Annotated in this window: 13 protein-coding genes; 6 read left to right on the forward strand and 7 right to left on the reverse strand. The window is 61.2% G+C overall.

The features are described 5' to 3' along the window. Positions 1-31: 31 nt before the first annotated feature. Both BN1127_RS05240 and gltS read right to left on the reverse strand, forming a co-directional pair. On the reverse strand, positions 32-2,365 hold the full coding sequence (locus BN1127_RS05240; RefSeq protein ID WP_171268608.1) for a bifunctional diguanylate cyclase/phosphodiesterase: 2,334 nt from the start codon (positions 2,363-2,365) through the stop codon (positions 32-34). Between the two features lie 176 nt (positions 2,366-2,541). Then, entirely contained in the window at positions 2,542-3,741 is a 1,200-nt protein-coding gene (gene gltS, locus BN1127_RS05245; RefSeq protein ID WP_005326527.1) for a sodium/glutamate symporter, read from the reverse strand. 432 nt (positions 3,742-4,173) lie between these two features. Between gltS and ansA the strand changes: the two genes are divergently transcribed. After that, positions 4,174-5,181, forward strand: a complete 1,008-nt coding sequence (ansA, locus tag BN1127_RS05250) for an asparaginase (RefSeq protein WP_042648756.1) — start codon at positions 4,174-4,176, stop codon at positions 5,179-5,181. A 223-nt stretch (positions 5,182-5,404) separates the two neighbouring features. Here ansA and BN1127_RS05255 read toward each other — a convergent pair whose 3' ends face one another. Both BN1127_RS05255 and BN1127_RS05260 read right to left on the reverse strand, forming a co-directional pair. Then, positions 5,405-5,683, reverse strand: coding sequence for a YeaC family protein (locus BN1127_RS05255; RefSeq protein ID WP_042648757.1), 279 nt, complete (start codon positions 5,681-5,683; stop codon positions 5,405-5,407). Positions 5,684-5,717: 34 nt separating this feature from the next. Then, complete coding sequence (locus BN1127_RS05260) at positions 5,718-7,151, reverse strand: glyceraldehyde-3-phosphate dehydrogenase (RefSeq protein WP_042648758.1); 1,434 nt, start codon at positions 7,149-7,151, stop codon at positions 5,718-5,720. 210 nt (positions 7,152-7,361) lie between these two features. On the opposite strand from BN1127_RS05260, the gene BN1127_RS05265 reads away from it, so the two are divergent. Then, positions 7,362-8,165 (forward strand): DUF2989 domain-containing protein, encoded by an 804-nt coding sequence (locus BN1127_RS05265; protein WP_042648759.1) that lies wholly within the window; start codon positions 7,362-7,364, stop codon positions 8,163-8,165. Next, positions 8,162-8,719: an NUDIX domain-containing protein gene (locus tag BN1127_RS05270; protein ID WP_042648760.1), complete on the forward strand. Its 558-nt coding sequence runs from the start codon at positions 8,162-8,164 to the stop codon at positions 8,717-8,719. Before BN1127_RS05265 ends, BN1127_RS05270 begins: the two co-directional genes overlap by 4 nt. Positions 8,720-8,783: 64 nt before the next feature. Here the strand turns inward: BN1127_RS05270 and sppA are convergent, their stop codons facing one another. Next, positions 8,784-10,628: a signal peptide peptidase SppA gene (gene sppA, locus BN1127_RS05275; RefSeq protein WP_042648761.1), complete on the reverse strand. Its 1,845-nt coding sequence runs from the start codon at positions 10,626-10,628 to the stop codon at positions 8,784-8,786. A gap of 306 nt (positions 10,629-10,934) precedes the next feature. Here sppA and BN1127_RS05280 point away from each other — a divergent pair, with 306 nt between their 5' ends. The 3 genes from BN1127_RS05280 (at position 10,935) to BN1127_RS05290 (ending at position 15,001) form a co-directional block, all read left to right on the forward strand. After that, entirely contained in the window at positions 10,935-12,962 is a 2,028-nt protein-coding gene (locus tag BN1127_RS05280) for an NADPH-dependent 2,4-dienoyl-CoA reductase (protein ID WP_042648762.1), read from the forward strand. Positions 12,963-13,105: 143 nt separating this feature from the next. After that, on the forward strand, positions 13,106-13,654 hold the full coding sequence (locus BN1127_RS05285; protein ID WP_042648763.1) for an NAD(P)H nitroreductase: 549 nt from the start codon (positions 13,106-13,108) through the stop codon (positions 13,652-13,654). A 144-nt stretch (positions 13,655-13,798) separates the two neighbouring features. Continuing rightward, positions 13,799-15,001: an ISL3-like element ISAeme19 family transposase gene (locus BN1127_RS05290; RefSeq protein WP_082029974.1), complete on the forward strand. Its 1,203-nt coding sequence runs from the start codon at positions 13,799-13,801 to the stop codon at positions 14,999-15,001. Between the two features lie 330 nt (positions 15,002-15,331). Here the strand turns inward: BN1127_RS05290 and BN1127_RS05295 are convergent, their stop codons facing one another. Together BN1127_RS05295 and prmA are read right to left on the reverse strand one after the other, a co-directional pair. Then, positions 15,332-15,880: a sugar O-acetyltransferase gene (locus tag BN1127_RS05295; RefSeq protein ID WP_042648764.1), complete on the reverse strand. Its 549-nt coding sequence runs from the start codon at positions 15,878-15,880 to the stop codon at positions 15,332-15,334. Between the two features lie 253 nt (positions 15,881-16,133). Then, complete coding sequence (prmA, locus tag BN1127_RS05300) at positions 16,134-17,012, reverse strand: 50S ribosomal protein L11 methyltransferase (protein ID WP_005326544.1); 879 nt, start codon at positions 17,010-17,012, stop codon at positions 16,134-16,136. Between the last annotated feature and the right edge of the window lie 120 nt (positions 17,013-17,132).

Below are 17,132 nucleotides of genomic sequence, written 5' to 3' on the forward strand. Positions count from 1 at the left end.
GATCTCCCTCTGGCATGTTCGCCTGGGAACGTCAGCGAGTGAATGAATTCACTTGGCTACAGGTCTCTGCCAATCCGGTGGGCGCTGTGCCAGCTTTGAGTTCAAGCCATTGAGTCAGATCGGTTTTGTTCATGGGATGCGCAAACAGGTAGCCTTGCATCAAATGGCACCCCAATTGGTAGAGTTGTATACGCATCTCCTCGGTCTCGACGCCTTCTGCAATGACTGGCATGTCAAGTTCACGTCCCAGTAAAAGCACCGCTTTGACGAGTCTTTCATCCCCCTTCAGCAGCGTCTGGGTGAAGCTGTAGTCCAGTTTGATCGCATCGATAGGCAGAGATAGCAATCGTTCCAGGGAGGAGTAACCGGTGCCAAAGTCATCAAGATGGATTTTGAATCCTGCTTGAGTCAGTGCCAGCAGTTGATCTTCCAAGCGACCGTGATTTTCGGCAAACAGACTCTCCGTTAGTTCAAAATGGATCGCGCTTCTTGGCAACTGATGACGATCGGCCAGCTCGGTGAGTTGTGTCACCAGATCTGGCTCCATCAATTGCAGTACCGACAGATTGATATTGATGTTCAGGTCGGGGTAGGCGTATCTCAGTTCATGCAGCGTTCCCATCGCCTGGTCGGCAATCCACTTGCCCAGTGGGATAATCAGCTCGGCCTGTTCTGCCAGAGGGATAAATACACTGGGGGGGCAGAACCCCGTTGGGGTGGGCCAGCGGCACAGGGTTTCCACCATGGCGACGCGGTCACTTTCCACATCCATGATGGGTTGATACCAGACCTCAAATTGTCGCAGTTGCAACCCTTCCCGCAGCGCTTGTTCCAGCTGCATGCGCTGTGAAAGCTGATGATGCAAGATCTCTCGATAACAACGGTAGCAATGTTTGCCCGCCTGCTTGGCATCATACATGGCCAAGTCGGCGTTTCGGATGAGCTCATCTGCGCCCATGGCGCCATCATCGTAGGCAATTCCGATAGAGGCACCGACCTGGATTTTTCGTCCCCCCTGCTCGATTTGCTGGCCGGATATAGTCAGCATCAGCCGTTCGGCGAGCGAAATGGCCCCCTCTTCCTCTCTGACCATCTTGGTGATGATGGCAAATTCGTCACCACCTATGCGAAACAGCATGTCTTCACCACGAATAGCCTGCTTGAGACGCCCTGCGATGGTTAGCAAGACCTGATCCCCTGTCTCGTGCCCCAGACTGTCATTGAGGGTCTTGAAATCGTCCAGATCGATCATCAGCAAGGCAATGCGGCCACGGTCATGTTTGGCGCGCAGGCAGGGATGCTGATTGAGCTGCTCGCTCAACAATTTCCGGTTGCCCAATTGGGTCAGTCCATCGCGTCTGGCCTCGTTGTAGAGGGCCTGCTCCGAGAGTCGGAGCTGTTCCACCATGCTATTGAGCGCCCTGGCCAGGGTATCGAACTCGGGACTACCCGATAAAGGCCAATGTTTGCTTGTGGGCTGCAAGCTGCTGTATTGCTCGGCCAGGCGGGTAAAAGTGGTGAGCCGACGCATCACCATGCGTTCATAAATGGTAATAGTGCCCAGGCCGGCGGCGATCAGGAGCAGTGTTGAGTTGATGAGTAGCATGCGATTGCTGAGCCGCTGTTGTGTCAGCAATTGGTGATCCGGGGGGACGTGCAGTATGAGGCGATGGGCATTTTCACTGTCTGGCAGAGCGCGCTGCTCGGCAAGAGGGGCCTCCCCTGTATCTCGGAGAAACTCGATGTCCAGCTTGGTCATGTCCCGGATCTGTTGCACGTCTGTCCCATCAAGTTGGCGGATCATGGCTATCCAGCCCTCCACGTGCGGGTTGGTGGCATCAGGGTCTTGAACAGGATGAACCGCTAGCAGGATGGGGTGCTCTTGATACCAGCCGTTCAGTGTGTATCCCCGCGTGTGTTGTGATGACCAGTAGTGAGAGAGATAGTCTTGCGCTTTGGACCAGATGGGGTGGGAGTCGCCCAAGGTTACGTAGGTTGCCCCCCCTCTACCGATGACACGATAGAGCGAGTGATCCGGTCTGATGAACAGTACAAAGTGGGCATTGAGGTTATCCAGTGTTCCCGCGTTGAAGTTCTCGTCGAGATAAGTGGGCAAGCTGCCATTGATGAAGCGAATGGAGTCTCGCCATTCGGCATAGTCCCGTGTGCTGACCATGAGGCTTTTCTGCATGGATTGAATGTACTGCTGTGCACGATCCAGGGCTGCTTGCTGATTATGCTCGTTTAAAATCCGGGTATTGGCAGAGAGTACAGCCGTGCTGACGCCATAACTGATGGCTGCTGCGCATGAGATCAGCAGCAGAAGATAGAGAGACACTTTATTGCGCAGACTATTGAGTCTCACCGCACCACCTCGCATTGACTACGTCGTATGCCAATAGTAGTGGAAGGTGATCAATGCGGTCGCTGTCTGACTCCTATTGAGCAAAAAGCCCCCTCTTTGCAAAAAGAGGGGGCTTTGGTCACCAGAATCCTCCGGACTGAGGGTTCTTGCGCATATTGCGTCTGAGAGGACGGGAATTACAGGAAGGGCAGAGCCAGGAACAGCTTGATCACCACGGCATTGATGATGTCGATGAAGAAGGCACCCACCATGGGCACCACCAGAAACGCCAGGTGGGAGGGGCCGAAGCGCTGGGTGATGGCCTGCATGTTGGCGATGGCGGTGGGGGTGGCCCCCAGACCGAAGCCACAGTGGCCCGCCGCCAGCACGGCCGCGTCATAGTTGCGGCCCATGACCCTGAAGGTGACGAAGATGGCGTAGAGCGCCATCGCCACCGTCTGGGCGGCCAGCAGGATGAAGATGGGCAGAGCCAGGCTGGCGAGATCCCACAGCTTCAGGCTCATCAGCGCCATGGCGAGGAAGAGCGACAGGCTGACGTTGCCGAGCAGGGAGACTTCCCGATCACTCACCTCGTGCCAGTTCAGCAGGGTCAGCAGGTTGCGCAGCAGCACGCCGACGAACAGCACGCAGACGAAGACCGGGAGCTCCAGGGCGCTGCCCTTGAGGTAGAGAGAGAGCATCTCGCCTCCCTTCAGGCTGATGGCAATGAGGGCCAGGGTCTCGATCACGCTGAAGGTGGTCAGCGGTCGCTCCATGTCCGGCATCTCGAAGCCTTGGGGGGCGCCGTCCCGGTTGTGCTCCTCGCCGGGCACCTGCACCTTCTTCACCAGGTAGCGGGCGACAGGACCGCCGATCAGTCCCCCCAGCACCAGACCGAAGGTGGCGCAGGCGATGGCGAGCTCGGCGGCGGATTGCACACCGTACTTTTCGGTGAAGATGGAGCCCCAGGCCGCGCCGGTGCCGTGGCCGCCGGAGAGGGTGATGGAGCCGGCCAGCAGCCCCATGTGGGGGTCCAGACCCAGCAGGGTGGCCAGACCGACCCCCAGGCTGTTTTGCACCAGCAGCAGGCCGGTGACCACCAGCAGGAAGGTGATCACCGCCTTGCCGCCGCGCTTGAGGCTGCCCAGATCGGCGGAGAGGCCGATGGAGGCGAAGAAGGCCAGCATCAGCGGGGTTTGCAGTGTGGTGTCAAATTGCAGTTCAAGCTGCATGGTGGAGCGCAGCAGCAGCAGCACCAGAGCGACCACCAGGCCGCCTGCCACCGGTTTGGGGATGTTGAAGGTGCGCAGGGGGCCAATCCGGTTGACCAGCAGACGGCCGAGCAGCAGCACCAGGGTGGCGGCGACCAGGGTGGCGTAGGAATCAAGTTGTATCATGCGGTACTCCCATGTTGATCGGCTGTGTCTTTGGCGAGAAAGACGCACAGATTCAGCCGGGATGAAACAGTGTGGCGCAGGCGCCAGTTCAAGAGGGGGCCACGGGCCCAGTCCCAGGTAAAAATGGGATCGATGCGAGCCCGATTTCATCAGGCATCCAGATGACATTTATGAAAAATTCGCCGGATAGTAGCAAAAATCACCGTTTATATCCATGTTCATCATATTAATGCTCAAAACAGTGCATTAACCTAGCATTTAAAACTGCGCGCTGGGCGTGCTCCGGCCCGCAACAATGACTGCTGTCATTTGCAGCGGCAGTCTCTATAATTCGCCAGTTTCCCGCCCATGAGCGGCACCGGAATAGGAAGTGAAGGAACCGGCTAAGCCTTTAAATGTCTGCCGGTTGTCAGTCCAGAGAGAGGAGAGGGTGTGAAGAAGTCTATCTATATCGCCTACACGGGCGGCACCATAGGGATGCAGCGTTCTGACCACGGTTATGTGCCGATGGCGGGTTTCATGGAAGATTGTCTGGCGCGGATGCCCGAGTTCCACCGGCCCGAGATGCCGGATTATCATATTCACGAATATGCCCCCCTCATCGACTCCTCCGACATGACCCCGGCGGACTGGCAGCGCATCGCCGAGGACATTCGTGACAACTACGAGCAGTACGACGGCTTCGTGATCCTGCACGGCACCGACACCATGTCGTTCACCGCGTCTGCGCTCTCCTTCATGCTCGAGGATCTGCACAAGCCGGTCATCATCACCGGCTCCCAGATCCCGCTCGCCGAGCTGCGCTCCGACGGCCAGCAGAACCTGCTCAATGCCCTCTATATCGCGGCTAACTACCCGATCCACGAGGTCACGCTGTTTTTCAACAATCAGCTCTATCGCGGCAACCGCAGCAAGAAGGTGCACGCAGACGGCTTCCACGCCTTCGATTCACCGAACTACCCGCCGCTGCTCAACGCCGGTATCGCCATCTCCCTGGAAGCGGGGGAACTGGGCGTGCCGTCCGAGCGACCGCTGGTGCTGCACGACATCACCCCCCAGCCCATCGGCGTGGTGACCCTCTATCCCGGCATCTCGGCGGAGGTGATCGCCAACATCCTGCAGCAACCGGTGCGGGCGTTGATCCTGCTCTCCTTCGGGGTGGGCAACGCGCCGCAGAACCCGGCTATGCTGGCGCTGCTCTCCGAGGCGTCGGCTCGGGGCGTCATCATCGTCAACCTGAGCCAGTGCCTGCACGGCAAGGTCAACATGGGAGGCTATGCCACCGGCAACGCGCTGTCCCGGGCCGGGGTCATCTCGGGCTTCGACATGACCGCGGAGGCGGCGCTCACCAAGCTGCACTTCCTGTTGAGCCAGGATCTGCCGGCGCCGCGTATCCGTGAGCTGATGCAGCAGTCCCTGCGCGGCGAGCTGACGCCCTGAGAAACTGCCCATGATCTTACTGCGAAGCCGTGATCAAGGCTCATGTGCTGCTCGGAATCCTCACGTATATCTATACGCTCCGGTTCCTGCGCTGCTCTTCACCTTGCTGACGCCTTCTCGCTACATGTCGTGAACAGCTTCTGACCTCCCCACCATGGGGGAGAGTGGAAAAAGAGGGGAGCCATAATGGCTCCCCTCTTTAGTTGTGGCGGGCGGGTCAGGCTCAGTGGCTGAGATCGATGCGGACTATCTCTTCCTCATCGCGATACTGGCGTTTGAGCTCGCTCTTGCTCTTCATCACGATCTCGCCGTCACTGCCTATGTTCATATGCTCGGGATTCTCGAGGTGCATCGCCTGCCAGGTCATCACGGCCTGCAGCGAGGTGGCCTTCTGCTCGTCGGTGAGGGGCTGGCCATCCGGCCATTTGCCGAGCTCGACCGCGGTCTTGAGCCGCTCGTACACTTCCTTGGGCATCTGCCCTATCACCTGTTGAAACGACATTCGGCCTCTCCTTGAAAATTGAGCCATGAAGGGATCAGGCGGGCAGATCCTGACGGACTACGCCGGCCATCTGCTCCATTACCCGTACTACCTGACAACTGTACCCGAACTCGTTGTCATACCACACGTACAGCACGCAGTGATCCCCCTCGGCGATGGTGGCCTGGGAGTCCACTATGCCCGCGAAGCGGGAACCCACCATGTCGGAGGAGACCAGCTCGGTGCTGGCACTGAAATCGATCTGGCGATGCAGGGCCGAGCTCAGGGCCATCTGCTGCAGATAGGCGTTGAGGCTCTCTCTGTCGGTGGCTTGTTCCAGGCTCAGGTTGATGATGGCCAGGGACACGTTGGGGGTCGGCACCCGGATTGCGTTGCCGGTCAGCTTGCCTTTGAGCTCCGGCAGCGCCTTGGCCACCGCCTTGGCGGCGCCGGTGCTGGTCATCACCATGTTGAGGGCCGCGCTGCGACCGCGTCGCTCGCCCTTGTGATAGTTGTCGATGAGGTTCTGGTCGTTGGTGTAGGAGTGCACCGTCTCCACGTGGCCGTGGCGGATGCCGAACTTGTCCTGCATCACCTTGAGCACAGGGGTGATGGCGTTGGTGGTGCAGGAGGCGGCGGAGACTATCTTGTCATCCGGGCCTATCACCTCGTGGTTGACCCCGAACACCACGTTCTTCATCTCCCCCTTGCCGGGAGCGGTCAGCAGCACCCGGGCGGCACCGCGCGCCTTGAGGTGCTCGGACAGGCCTGCCTCGTCGCGCCAGACCCCGGTGTTGTCGACGATCAGCGCATTGTCGATGCCATAGGCGGTGTAGTCGATGTCGGCCGGGCTGTTGGCGTAGATCACCTGGATGAAGGTGCCGTTGGCGATGATGGCGCTGCGATCACTATCCACCTCGATGGAGCCGTTGAAGGGGCCGTGCACCGAGTCGCGGCGCAGCAGGCTGGCCCGCTTCTCGAGATCCCCCTCGCGGCCGCCACGCACGACGATGGCGCGCAGGCGCAGGGAGTTGGCGGCGCCGGTGCGCTCGATCAGCAGCCGGGCCAGCAGGCGGCCGATGCGGCCAAAGCCGTAGAGCACCACGTCGGTCGGTGCCGGCACGCTGGCCCGGTTCAGGGCCGGGGCCAGCTTGGCGCGCAGGTAGTCGTCGATGCCGGCTTCATCCTGATGATCCTGCCAGTAACCCACCGCCAGCTTGCCGAGGTCCACTTCGGCGGCGGTCGGGTTCAGGGCGACCATGGCCTGGAGCAGGGGGAAGCTTTGCTGGATGGGGAGGGGGGCGCCCTGGTGGCGGCGAACGACCCGGTGGGCCTTGAGGATGTCGATGGTGGAGGCGTTCTGCAGCGGGCGCCCGTAGAGGGTGATCTCTATCCCTTGCTGGCGGTAGAGGCGACCAATCAAGGGCTGCATGGCTTCGGCGAGCTCCTGGCTCTCCTGCCACGCCTGCAAGTAGTGCTCGTGGGTCATTAACCAGATCCTTTATTTCACGTTGTTGAAGCAAGTTGCCTGGGCAAATTGACATTCGTCGAATGCAGATCAGTGTAGGGCTGACGGTTTCGTTATATTATTCTGCAGTCGCGGCCTTATACGGCGCGCGCATTGTAATGGATATGTAGCCTGTTTGCTAGTTGGCGGTGGCCAGTGCGGGTTGCGATTGTTACCAACCAGATGTGAACCATGACCCTATTCTCACAGCGTCCGTTACTGCTCCCCCTCGCCTGTTGTCTGACGCTGATGGCCTGTGACGACGACAGGATCCACAACATCTGCTCCCAATCCCCGACTCTGTGTGAGGATCTGGTGGACGACGGCTGGTGTCGCCATGAGCGCAGCGATGTCATCCGTGCCCGTTACTACCTCCAGGAGGAGGGCACGGACAGACGCCAGTACGAGTTGATGCGTGGCCTGGAGCGTTATCTGCAGTGTGCCGAGCACTCCACCAACATCGAATACAAGCGGGCCCGCGAGCAGAAGAGCCCCAGGGTGGAGGGCATGCTGGCCGCCGGCGCTCAGCTGGCGCAGCTGGATGCGCAGACCCGTGGTTCCCGGGATCCCTATCTGCTGCTCTGGCACTGGACCAACAACACCAATCCAGCGGCCCGTGCCAGCTTCCTTGCGCTGGAAGGCACCCCCGCCCTCGAGGAGCCGGAGCTGCAACTGGCCCTGGGGGGTATCTATGCCAAGAGCGAGCCCCAGAAGGCCATTGCCTTGATGCACCATGCACTCTCCCTCTACGGGGAAGGGGACAAGGTCAACAGCCGGATCCTCACCGCCCTCAGCACCCTCTACATGGGGCAGAAAGCATTTGATCTGGCCTATCAGTGGGGCAAGGTGAGCGAGTCGTTTCAGGAGACCCCCGAGGTGTCATCCACCAGCCTCGGGATCTACCACGCTATCGGCAAGGAGCAGCAGGAGAGGCTGGATCAGGCGGCCGCCACCATAGTCGACGCCCTCAGGGAAGGGAGCTACCAGGCCCCATGATCCCGCTACCACCCAGTGCCCGTGAATGGGCCCATGCGTTCGACATCCGCCTCGTCCATGGTCAGGTTCCCTGCGAGGGGCGGGTGCTCGAGCGGACCACGGTCAGGGCCGTGGTGATGCGCGGGGATGAACTGCTGCTGGTGCACTCTCGCGTCAACGGGGATCTGATGTTTCCCGGGGGCGGCATAGAGGCGGGGGAGTGCCACAGTACCGCCCTGGCCCGGGAGCTGCGGGAAGAGTGCGGCGCCGAGCTGGTGGCCGTGGGTCTGCTGCTCGGGCAGACCCGGGAGTTTCGCGCCGCCCGCGAGGCCGACTACGACGCCTACTGCATCCGCTCCTTCTATTACCTCTGCCAGGTGGGGGAGGCGTGGAGCGAGCCGCGCCCCCAACCCTACGAGATACGCCTTGGTTTCACCCCGGGTTGGTTCGCACTGGAAGAGGCCCTGCAGACCAACAAGACCCAGCTGGCTGGCCCCTGCCCCCAGTGGATGGTGCGCGAGACGAGGGTGTTGGCCGAGTTGCAGCACTGGGTGGATGCGGGTCTGCTGAGCTGACCGCCATGGGGTTATGAGGATAAAAAAACCGCCATTCGGCGGTTTTTTTATTGTCGCTGCCGGATCAGGGCACGCAGACCGGGCAGAAGGCGTAGGTGCCTTGCGGGTCATTGAAGCGGGTCAGCGGGTCCAGGCTGCGGTTCATCTCCACCAGCGCCTTGCCCAACCCGGCGGGCAGCCAGCTTTGCAGGTGCGGGGCCAGCGCCTGGGCGCTGCTGTCGAACAGCTCGCGCAGGAACTTGTCCCTTGCCGACTCTTCCGGCGCTATGGGGGTGACCTGCCAGCTCTTGAGGTTGGCGAGCTCGGCGGCGGCCTTGAGGGCGTCGTCCAGGTTGCCGAACTCGTCCACCAGCCCCAGTGCCTTGGCATCCAGGCCGGTCCAGACCCGGCCTTCGGCGGCTTTCTCCGCCTCTTCCGGGCTCAGGCCCCGGCCCTTGCCGACCAGGCCGACGAAGCGCTGATAGGTGTCTTCCACGCTCAGCTGGATGGCCTGACCGACGTGCTCCGGCAGGGCCCGGGTCAGCCCGATCCCCACGAAGTCCGTGGTGCCGATGCCGTCGGTGTGCACCCCGTACTGGGAGAGCGCCTTGTCGATGGTGGCGAACATGCCGAACACCCCGATGGAGCCGGTGAGGGTGGTGGGGGAGGCGAAGATCTTGTCCGCATCGGCGGAGATCCAGTAGCCACCGGAGGCGGCGTAGCTGCCCATGGAGATGACCACCGGCTTGCCAGCCTGCTTCAGGGCCAGCAGCTCGGCGCGGATCTGCTCGGCGGCGAAGGCGCTGCCACCCGGACTGTCGACCCGCAGCACAACGGCCTTCACCTGGTCATCGCGGCGGGCTTCGGCCAGCAGATCGGCCAGGCTGTCGCCACCTATGGTACCGGCGGGTTGCACCCCGTCCATGATGGCGCCGCTGGCGGTGATGAGACCCACCTCATCCTTGCCGCTCTGGGGATATTGCTCGGGGATGGCGGCCAGATACTCTTTCAGGCCGACCCCTTTCCAGCCGTGATCCTCGCTCTCGCCCACCTCCTTGATAACCGCCTGGGTCATCTCGTCACGGGTGGCGAGCTGATCCACCAGGCCGTTGTCGAGGGCGTAGCTGGCGGCATTGCCACCGGCCTTGCGCAGCAGGTCGAGGAAGTGATCCTTGTCTGGTGCGACGGCATCTGGCTCTATCTCCCGCTGCTCGGCCACGTCGGCCACATAGGATTGCCACAGCTGATCCAGCCAGCGCTGGTTCGCCTCCTTGCTCTCGGGGGACATCTCATCCCGGGTATAGGGCTCGACGAAGGATTTGTAGGTGCCGACCTTGAACACATGGGGGGTGACGTTGAGCTTTTCCAGCGCCGACTTGAAGTAGGTCTGGTAGACGCCAAAGCCTTCGATCAGCACGGCGCCGCTCTGGTTGAGCAGCACGTGGTCTGCGTGGGCGGCGAGCAGGTAGGCGCCCTGGCTGTAGTAGTCGGCCATGGCGATGACCGGTTTGCCGCTCTCCTTGAATGCGTCGATGGCGCTTGCCACTTCCTGCAGCTTGGAGAGGCTGGCCCCCTGCAGCCCCTGGGGCTTGAGCACCAGTGCCTTGATGCGATCGTCATCCCCGGCGCTCTTGATGGCCCACAACAGGTCGGAGAGCACGATTTCGCTCGGCTGATCGTCGCTTTTCTCCACCTGCCTCAGCAGTTGCACGGTCGGATCGGTTTGAGTGCGTTGTTCGACCAGTACGCCGGCGAGATTGAGGGTGAGGGCGCCCTCGATGGGGGTGCTGGGTGTCTCGCTCTGGTTGAGGCTGAAGGCGATGACCAGCACGACGATGAGAAACAGCAGATTGACCAGCATCAAGCGGGTAAAGTTGAGCAGACGCCAGAGGCTGCGAAACAGCCACCCCAGACCTTTGAAAATAGACATAGCCGTGCTAACGCCCTGTTAATGGGTAGAGAAGGGCATTATTAACCAGTTGACCCGCCAATTGCCATTTTCGCTTGGCTGGGATCGCTCTCCCTGGCTTCAGGACACGGCTGTTCGCTGAAAAAATGTCCAAACATTTGTTTGAAAAAGGATTTTCGATTCTTTACTCTAGCCTCAATTTGATAACAAAAAATTAACTGGAGGCCCTGTGAGCCGCTACCCGACGTTGCTGACCCCCCGCAGTCCCCTTCTTCGTCACCATGTGCTGGCGGCATCTTGTGCGTCTGCCTCTAAAAGGAGTGCGTCATGAGCCTGTATCCAACGCTGCTGACACCCCTGGATCTCGGCTTTACCCAGCTCAAGAACCGGGTACTGATGGGTTCCATGCACACCGGCCTCGAGGAGGAGAAGGGGGGCTTTGAGAAGCTGGCCGCCTTCTATGCCGAGCGCGCCCGCGGCGGTGTCGCCCTCATCGTCACCGGTGGCATCGCCCCCAACCTGCGGGGGCGCCTGGTGCCCCATGGCTCGCAGCTCAGCTTCCCCTGGCAGGTCGCCAAGCACAAGAAGGTGACCGGCGCCGTGCATCAGGAGGGGGGCAAGATAGCCCTGCAGATCCTCCATGCCGGTCGCTATGCCTATCATCCGTTCAGCCTGGCGCCGAGCGCCATCCGGGCTCCCATCTCTCCATTCAAGCCGCGGGCCATGAGCGAGCGGCAGATCCGTGGCACCATACGGGACTTCGCCTCGACCGCGGCACTGGCCAAGGCGGCGGGCTATGACGGTGTGGAAGTGATGGGGTCGGAAGGTTATCTCATCAACCAGTTCATCTGCGAGCGCACCAACCAGCGCAGCGACGGCTGGGGTGGCAGCAGCGAAAACCGCATGCGTTTTCCGCTGGAAATCGTGCGGGCCATTCGCGAGCGGGTCGGCACCGACTTCATCATCATCTTCCGCCTCTCCATGCTGGATCTGGTGGAGAAGGGCTCCTCCCTCGAGGAGGTCATAGCGCTCGGGAAGGCGCTGGAGCAGGCCGGGGTGAGCCTCATCAACACCGGCATCGGTTGGCACGAGGCGCGCATCCCCACCATCGCCACCAGCGTGCCGCGCGGCGCCTTCAGCTGGGTGACCGCCGAGCTGAAAAAGCACCTCACAGTGCCGCTTATCACCACCAACCGCATCAATACCCCCGAGGTGGCCGAGCGCATCCTGGCGCAGGGGGAGGCGGACATGGTCTCCATGGCGCGCCCCTTCCTGGCGGATCCTGAGTTCGTCATCAAGGCCGCCGAGAACCGGGCGGACGAGATCAACACCTGCATCGCCTGCAACCAGGCCTGCCTGGATCACGTATTCAAGCAAAAACGTGCCTCCTGCCTGGTCAATCCCCGCGCCTGCTTCGAGACCGAGCTCAATTTCGGCCGGGTGCCCCAGCCCAAGAAGCTGGCGGTGGTGGGGGCCGGGCCGGCCGGGCTGGCGTTCGCCTGCTACGCCGCCGAGCGCGGCCATCAGGTGAGCCTGTTTGATCAGGCGCCGACCATAGGCGGCCAGTTCAACTTCGCCAAGCAGATCCCGGGCAAGGAGGAGTTTCACGAGACCCTGCGCTATTTCGCCAGGCGGCTGGAGAAGTGCGGCGTCGAACTCTATCTGGGCCAGCGCCAGAGCGCCGAGAGCCTGCTTGGCGGCGGTTTTGACGAGGTGATCCTCGCCACCGGCATACGACCGCGCACCCCCAACATTCCCGGCATCGATCATCCCAAGGTGCTGAGTTACCTCGACGTGCTGCGCGATGGCAAGCCGGTGGGCGGCAAGGTGGCGGTGATCGGGGCCGGCGGCATCGGCTTCGACGTGGCCGAGTTCCTGGTGGAGAAGAAGGGGGAGGGGAGCGCGGATCATCATCGCGATCACTGGCTCAGGGAGTGGGGCATCGACAAGAGCCTCGGCGAGCGCGGTGGTCTGATGATGCCGGTGATCGACGCTCCCGAGCGCCAGATCTGGCTGCTCCAGCGCAAGGAGAGCAAGGTGGGGGATGGCCTCGGCAAGACCACAGGCTGGATCCACCGCACCGTATTGAAGAACCGCAAGGTGCAGATGCTCTCCGGCGTGCAGTACCTGCGCATCGACGACGAGGGGCTGCACATCCAGGTGGGGGAAGCCAGACAGTGTCTGCCGGTGGATCAGGTGATCATCTGCGCCGGACAGGAGCCCCTGCGGGAGCTGCAGGCCGGTCTGCAGGCGGCGGGCAAGCCGGTGCACATCATAGGTGGTGCCGACGTGGCGGCGGAGCTGGACGCCAAGCGCGCCATCCGCCAGGGCGCCGAGCTGGCGTCCGTCATCTAGCGCCTTGGCCTGAGCCGACAGCATGATGATAACCCCCTGACTATCAGGGGGTTTCCATTGGTGGCGCCGACCGGCCCTGGCTGTGCTCCCCTTCGGGCTGTGCTAAGGTAGCGCCATCATTGCCTCCTGATAAGGAACTGACCATGGATGCCCTCTCCCTGTTACTCAACCGCCACTCCTGTGGCCGTCTGACCACCCCGGCCCCGAGTGGCGAGGTGCTCGACAATATTCTGAAGGCCGGCCTGCGAGCGCCGGATCACGGCACCCTGACTCCCTGGCAGTTCATCCTGTTTGAAGGGGAGGGGCGTGAGCGTCTGGGGACCCTGCTGGCGGACGCCGCTCGCACCCGCGGCGAGGATGAAGATAGCATCAAGAAATGCAGTGAGGCGCCCCTGCGAGCGCCCCTGGTGGTTGCCGTCGCGACCCGCTATCAGGCACACCCCAAGGTACCTAAACTGGAGCAAGAGCTCTCCGCTGGCTGCGCCCTGATGGCGATGCAGATGGCGGCCCAGGCACAGGGGTTCAACGGCATCTGGCGCTCCGGCTGGTTCATCTTCGACGAGGGGATCAATCGGGGGCTGGGGTTGGCACCGGACGATCAACTGGTGGGCTTCCTCTACCTGGGCACCCCCATGCTGGAGGCGCGCAAGTTGCGGGAGTTGCCGATCGCCGACTTCGTACGTCGCTTCTGAGTCACAGATAATGCACAAGAGCCCTGATTATTCAGGGCTTTTTTATGGTTCTTCGCGGGATCTTGGGGAAGTGGAAGTTGACAGACAGGGTGCTGGTAAACTGGCTGTCGCCAAACACACCACCACCATCACTCTGCTGTCGCCGTGCATCATATTGATATTGCCTCCTTCTGGCCAGGTTATACCGTCATCGCCCAAGCGCTTTCTGCCAACCATCACACCCTGTTTACCCTTGAGCCTCGCGCCGACTTCTTGCCCCGTTGTCGCCGATGCCTGCAACCCACGCCATTGATCCACGACCAACGTATCCGCCGGGTGCGTGAGCGAGACCTATTTGACCGACAAGTCTGGTTACAACTGCCTGTTCGCCGCGTCGACTGTCTGCGCTGTGGTCGCGTCAGTGAACATATCGACTGGCTCCCCTCTGGCTCCCGCCTCACCCGGCGCATGCAGTGCTGGATTGAAGCGCTCGTTCAGTACCTTCCCATCCGCCATGTCAGCCAGCTCACCGGGATCGGTTGGCACACCATCAAGGAGATCGACAAGCGCCGTTTGCAGACCAGTGTGGGCACCATCGAACTTGGGGAGGTGCGGCGGCTGGTGATGGATGAGTTTGCCCTGCACAAGGGACACCGCTATGCCACCGTGATCATGGATGCCGAGCGAACCCGCGTCCTGTGGGTGGGGCACGGCAACAGCCGGGCCGCTATCCGTCCCTTCTTCGAGCAGCTCGGCGAGCGATGCCAGCAGATTGAAGCGGTGGCGATGGACATGAACACGGCGTTCGACCTGGAGGTGAAGCAACACTGCCCGCAGGCGGAAGTGGTCTATGACCTGTTTCATGTGGTGGCTCGCTATGGCCGCGAGGTGGTGGACCGGGTGCGAGTGGAGCAGGCGAATGCACTGAAAAGCGATAAACCGGCGCGAAAAGTGGTCAAAAGTGCGCGTTGGTTGCTGCTACGTAATCGGGCAAAGCTGAGTGAAAAGCAGGATGTGAAGCTGCAGGAGCTGTTGGCGGCGAATCAACCGCTGGCGATGGTATACGTGCTGAAAGAGGCGTTGAAGGGCATCTGGTATGCGCCGAGCGTGTGGGAGGGATGGCGACGATGGCGGAGCTGGATGCGGCAGGTGAAGGAAAGCGGGCTAACACCGCTGCAACGATTTGGTCGAAATTTATCGAAATATATGCGGGGGATCCTGGCGAGTGCGAACTACCCGATGCACACGAGTGTGTTGGAAGGGGTGAACAACAAGATCAAAGTGATAAAGCGTATGGCATATGGATTTAGGGACTCAGAATACTTTTTTCTGAAAATCAAGGCGGCCTTCCCCGGAAAGCCGCGATGAACCTTTTTTATTCCCCCCGGAACGACATCGGGCTGTACTCAAAATTGGAGGCTTGCCAAGAGGGGGTAGGGGGTTGGCCGGACATTTTTTGAATAGTGAGAGGCTGTTCTCAATCCTGGTTGATTACCCTATGTAAAACGTTTGCGCCCCGTTATTATCCCACTGCCAGTTTAGAAGGTGACCCCTTCTAATTTTCTGCGATGAGAGTCGCAATTCCGTAGCACCTTTTTACAGCCCAGCGTCGTTATGACATTGGGCTTTATTTTTATGGGCGGTTTTCTGCATCAGCACCACGGCATCTGTGGGCCCCTAGCTGCCGGTCACTGGCATCTAGGCCCTGGCGGGCAGGATGCGGGCCGGATTGCCCACCACCCGGGCTCCGGCCGGGACGTCTCTGGTCACCACGGCGCCCGCACCGACGATGGCCTCCCGTCCTATGGTGACCCCCGGCAGCAGGATGGCGCCACCACCGATCCAGACCCTGTCTTCTATGGTCACCGGCAGCGCTGTTTCTACCCCCTGGATGCGCTCATCGGCGTCCAGCGCGTGGGCGGCGGTATAGATCTGTACGTTCGGCCCTATCATGACATCGGCGCCGATGCGGATAGGCGCGTTGTCCAGCAGGGTGGCCCCCATATTGATGTAGCTGCGCTCGCCAAGGTGGATGTGGCGGCCATAGGTGCAGTAAAGGGGCGGGCAGATAAAGGCGCCCTCCGCCAGCCCGCCGACGATCTCTTTGAGCAGCGCCAACTGCTGCTGCTCCTCTTCCGCGCGATTGAAGCGGTGATAGCGGCACGCCGTCTCCCGGCGTATCGCATCCAGCTCCTGGGCCATGCAGTTGTAAGGCTGGCTGGCGATCATCTTTTCGTATTCGGTCATGGCTAGGCCTCAATGGGGTGAAGGAGGAGAGGATAAGTCATCGAGGCGCAGAGAATCGTGAAGCTCTCCCCAGAGTGGGCAGAAGGGCGCGCAGCTGGCGCCGGGAAACGACAAGGGCACCCTGGGGTGCCCTTGTTGGGTATAGAGGATACCTGTTGCTATCAGCCGTGCTTGCGACCGCAGTGTTGCCGCCGCAATAGCTGCTTTCTATCAGCCGTCTTTGTGACCGCAGGCATCAAGATGACGGTCTCTATCAGCCGTGCTTGCGGCCTGAGAGGCGACACCACTCTTCCTTCACCGCGGTCGGGTCCATGTCGAACCACTGGCTGTAGATGGTCTCCAGCTCCGGGGCCTGGCTCTCCAGCACGCCGGAGAGCGCCATCAGGCTGCCGGGCTTGCCGTGGCCGGCGATGAGCGGCGCCAGCTCGCGCAGCGGGCCGGCCAGTATGTTGGCCACCACCACGTCAGCTTCGACGTCTTGCGGTTGGTCGGCAGGCAGGTAGAGTTCGATCTGGCCGGCGACGCCGTTACGTTCGGCGTTGTCATGGCTGGCCTGGATGGCCTGCGGGTCTATGTCGATGCCGATGACCCGGGCGGCGCCGAGTTTCAGGGCGGCGATGCCGAGGATGCCGGAGCCACAACCGAAGTCGACCACCGTCTTGCCGGCCAGATCCAGCCCATCCAGCCACTGCAGGCAGAGCGCTGTGGTGGGGTGGGTGCCGGTACCGAAGGCCAGGCCCGGATCCAGCATGACGTTGACCGCATCGGGATTCGGCACGTCGCGCCAGCTCGGGCAGATCCAGAGCCGCTCGCCGAACTGCATCGGGTGGAAGTGATCCATCCATTCCCGCACCCAGTCCTTGTCCTCCAGCTGCTCGACCTTGTAGCCGACGTCTTCCCCGAAGATCTGCTGGAAGAAGGCGATGGTGGGAGCCGGGTCGGTTTCGGCATCGAACAGCCCCATCACCTCGGTCTCACCCCAGAGCGGCGTTTCACCAGGCAGTGGCTCGTAGACGGGCACATCCTGGGCATCCATAAAGGTCACCGCCTGGGCTCCACGCCCCAGCAGCATGTTGCTCACCTTGTCCGCAGTCTTGGCGGTGGCGTTGATTCGAATTTGTATCCAGGGCATGGGGTCGACTCTTCATAAATGTGAAACCGCGGGATTCTATCATCATGGGCCTGTGCTGTCGTGGTTTGCCCATGATGGGATGGGGAAGGAAGGCAACTCTGCCAAGTTGGCACGGTTAAT

The sequence above is a fragment of the Aeromonas media genome (assembly GCF_000819985.1).
In the GTDB taxonomy this organism is placed as follows: Bacteria; Pseudomonadota; Gammaproteobacteria; order Enterobacterales; family Aeromonadaceae; genus Aeromonas; species Aeromonas media.

Excerpts from the sequence above, each read along its gene's own strand:
- gltS (WP_005326527.1), bottom strand. The coding sequence starts at position 3,741 with ATGATACAACTTGATTCCTACGCCACCCTGGTCGCCGCCACCCTGGTG.
- BN1127_RS05280 (WP_042648762.1), top strand. The coding sequence starts at position 10,935 with ATGAGCCTGTATCCAACGCTGCTGACACCCCTGGATCTCGGCTTTACC.
- BN1127_RS05270 (WP_042648760.1), top strand. The coding sequence starts at position 8,162 with ATGATCCCGCTACCACCCAGTGCCCGTGAATGGGCCCATGCGTTCGAC.
- BN1127_RS05265 (WP_042648759.1), top strand. The coding sequence starts at position 7,362 with ATGACCCTATTCTCACAGCGTCCGTTACTGCTCCCCCTCGCCTGTTGT.
- sppA (WP_042648761.1), bottom strand. The coding sequence starts at position 10,628 with ATGTCTATTTTCAAAGGTCTGGGGTGGCTGTTTCGCAGCCTCTGGCGT.
- BN1127_RS05295 (WP_042648764.1), bottom strand. The coding sequence starts at position 15,880 with ATGACCGAATACGAAAAGATGATCGCCAGCCAGCCTTACAACTGCATG.
- prmA (WP_005326544.1), bottom strand. The coding sequence starts at position 17,012 with ATGCCCTGGATACAAATTCGAATCAACGCCACCGCCAAGACTGCGGAC.
- BN1127_RS05260 (WP_042648758.1), bottom strand. The coding sequence starts at position 7,151 with ATGACCCACGAGCACTACTTGCAGGCGTGGCAGGAGAGCCAGGAGCTC.
- BN1127_RS05285 (WP_042648763.1), top strand. The coding sequence starts at position 13,106 with ATGGATGCCCTCTCCCTGTTACTCAACCGCCACTCCTGTGGCCGTCTG.
- BN1127_RS05255 (WP_042648757.1), bottom strand. The coding sequence starts at position 5,683 with ATGTCGTTTCAACAGGTGATAGGGCAGATGCCCAAGGAAGTGTACGAG.